Annotated in this window: 2 protein-coding genes and 2 pseudogenes; 3 read left to right on the forward strand and 1 reads right to left on the reverse strand. The window is 56.6% G+C overall.

From position 1 onward, the window contains the following. Window positions 1-262: 262 nt before the first annotated feature. Window positions 263-589: pseudogene (locus BLU15_RS36540) on the reverse strand (transposase); the annotation flags it as partial. Window positions 590-772: 183 nt separating this feature from the next. On the opposite strand from BLU15_RS36540, the pseudogene BLU15_RS36545 reads away from it, so the two are divergent. The 3 genes and pseudogenes from BLU15_RS36545 to BLU15_RS36555 all read left to right on the forward strand — a co-directional run. Further along, window positions 773-1,406: pseudogene (locus tag BLU15_RS36545) on the forward strand (integrase core domain-containing protein); the annotation flags it as partial. Between the two features lie 442 nt (window positions 1,407-1,848). Further along, a complete protein-coding gene (locus BLU15_RS36550) occupies window positions 1,849-2,517 on the forward strand; it encodes an HAD hydrolase-like protein (RefSeq protein ID WP_090302150.1) in 669 nt (222 codons plus the stop codon). Between the two features lie 108 nt (window positions 2,518-2,625). Further along, window positions 2,626-2,859: helix-turn-helix domain-containing protein (locus BLU15_RS36555; protein WP_143034342.1), on the forward strand; the 234-nt coding region annotated here is incomplete at its 3' end.

Consider the following 2,859-nt stretch of genomic DNA (forward strand, 5'->3'; position numbering starts at 1 on the left):
GCCACCCAACCGACCAGGATCTCCGGCCACCCAACCGACCAGGATCTCCGGCCACCCAACCGACCAGGATCTCCGGCCACCCAACCGACCAGGATCTCCGGCCACCTAGGGCGATAGGTATCGATCCGTACGCGTTGGGCCTAAACAACAGCGAGTGAAACGTTGCGGTCCCCGGCGGCGGGGGGTTACAATGTTATTATGAAAACCCAGACCGGCGGCGGGCCAAGATCCTAAAGTCGTTCCATTTGAAACACGGCCCTTATCAACCAAAGACAGCGACTGCTGATTTGACGATGATCCCACCATCCGGACTTCTGCGCAGCTGACGGCCGGTGGCGACGCGAAAGATTTGCAGCAATTGCAGCGCCGGCGGCACTCGCGACCACAGGGTTTTCATGCGTTCCCTGCCGTTTCGGGTTTTCCGAACAGCCTGGCCCGTCACAATGCGCTGTGACCAGCGGAAACCGATCTCGTGGAAATACAGGTCGGCGTGCTGCGGGCTGATATGATGAAAGACACCGGCAATGGTGCGGCGGACGCGGGCATTGAAACCTTCGACCGAATTGACATGAACGGCGTCACGAACGTATTAACGGTAGGATGACGTCGCGTTTCTAATTTGACTACTTTGTCTCATCTTTAAATAGCGGTGACATCGAAGCACAGAACAGCAACAGCCTGGCCCAAGAAGTCCGCATCGGAGCCACAAGCGGTCTTAGGACCGACTATGCTGGTGGCAGGTATATCAAAAGGGCAACATTGGAGACATAACCGGCAACTGTTCATCCTGCTCAAGCGGGACCAGGAGCCGTCCAGCGTCAGCCCCATCCATCGTGTTAATCGCGAGGAAGGGCTCTCGGTCCGCAAGCGGAAAGCCAAGCGGCGTGCCGTCGGCAAGCGTGCGCCGATCCTGGTCGAAGCGAAGGCCAATGCCCGGTGGTCATTGGATTTCCTCTGCGACCAGTTCGCCTGCGGCAGACGCTTTCGCGTGCTCAGCATCGTCGATGGCGTGACGCGCGAAGGCCTGACATCGATCCCCGACACCTCGATCTCCGACCGTCGGGTCGCACCGAAAATGGCGGGACTACTGGAACGGCGCGGTATGCCACCCATGATCATTTCCGACCACGGCACGGAGTGCACCTCAAACGCGATCCCCGCATCGTTGAAGGAGAAAAAGATCGAGTAGCACTACATCCCGGCGGCAAAGGCGATTCAGAACGACTATGTCGAATCCTTCTATGGCCGCTCGCGACGAACTAATTAGCGAGCGCCCATTCTTCGGTCTCGGCCACGCCCGTAGCGCTACCTCCGAGGCCTGGAGCCGACACGATTGCCGTCGCCCATCCGAAACTCACACTGGCTATCCGGCGCAGGCAGATAGTATCATCGGAATTGCCCCCACAGTGAGATCGTATTGACCGAGATGCTGTCGATAGAGCCTGTAGTTGGTCAGGGTTCTGTCGCGGCTAGCCGGGACTAGCGTCGAGAACCACCACGGCACACCCAACAGGCGATTTTTCCAGCGAGGAGAATGTTGTCGCGTTTCTGGCCGCTGAAGATTCAGATACGCTCCAGCAGGATCGCCTTTGTCAGAACGCGGTCTTCGTTGCGCATCAGCCGTTCAAGCAGAGCGAACTGCGCGGCAACGATTTGATAGCCACGCATGAAACCAAGCTTGCGCGAGAATGGACAATGATACATGATATATTATAATGCAGGGACGTGCTGGGAGTGGTGCAGTCAATCTTCAGCGAATGCACAGCCAGAACTAGGGGTAGCCAATATGGCCCCGCATTCCAAACGGCGTATCGATAATACCATCAAAAAACTCTTCAAAGGTCTGGCATGACTGAAAATCGCCCCGGTATTCTTCTCGATTTGGATGGCACCTTGATCGATTCCCAGCCCGGGATTTTAGCGAGTTGCAAGGCGGCGCTAAGATCGTTGGGGCACGAACCTATTGAGCCACTGGATATCGGATCGGTCATTGGCCCGCCGATCGAGGACGTGATGCGCTACCTCCTCTTGCCGTATGGTGATACGCGCGTCACGGAGGCGGTGGAGGGCTATCGACGAGACTACTGGGAAAGGGGGCTGAAACTGAGCGAACTATATCCTGCGATCCGAGCTCAACTGTCATACATTCGGCAGCGGGGCGGTCGGCTGTTTCTTGCTACCTCAAAACGAACTGTCTTTGCGAAGCAGATCTTGGCCAACCATGGTCTCGCCGATGAGTTCGATGGGATCTACGGATCCGAGCCCGACGGCTTGATCGATCACAAGCCCGAGTTGATCCGTTATCTTCTGCAGCACGAGGGTTTGTCAAGCGATCGCTGCGTGATGATCGGCGACCGTCGCTTTGATATCGCCGGCGCACATGCCAACAACATTCGCGCTGTTGGAGTCTTGTGGGGGTATGGAAGTCGGCAAGAGTTGGAAGCAGCCGGTGCCGATCGGGTAATCGAGCAGACCAGCGAGCTGGCAGACTGCGCATTCACGATCTTCAACGCTTAGCGAGAAAAGGACATTCAGACGAGTAGGCCTACCGGTCTAGGGGGGTACATTCTAATTTGAAGTGCGACATGCCAATGATTTCAATGGTTTCCCCTTGGAGATTTTGGCATGTTCCGACGCTATTCGCAGCTGAATCTGGCCGATCGACGCCGCCTCTTCCACTTTGTCGAACGAAAACTGCCGATCAAAGAAATGGCGCGCGAACTTGGTCGTCATCAATCGACGATTTACCGTGAGATCCGGCGCAACACCTTCCGCGATCGCGAGCTGCCCGACTATAGCGGTTACTTCCCGACCGTTGCTGACGATATCCGCAAAGAGCGGCGGCAGCGTTTGAGGAAG

The sequence above is a fragment of the Ensifer sp. YR511 genome (assembly GCF_900103045.1).
Lineage (GTDB): Bacteria > Pseudomonadota > Alphaproteobacteria > Rhizobiales > Rhizobiaceae > Ensifer > Ensifer adhaerens.

Bases quoted from the DNA above. Each gene is read 5' to 3' on its own strand.
- BLU15_RS36550 (WP_090302150.1), top strand. From the start codon at position 1,849: ATGACTGAAAATCGCCCCGGTATTCTTCTCGATTTGGATGGCACCTTG.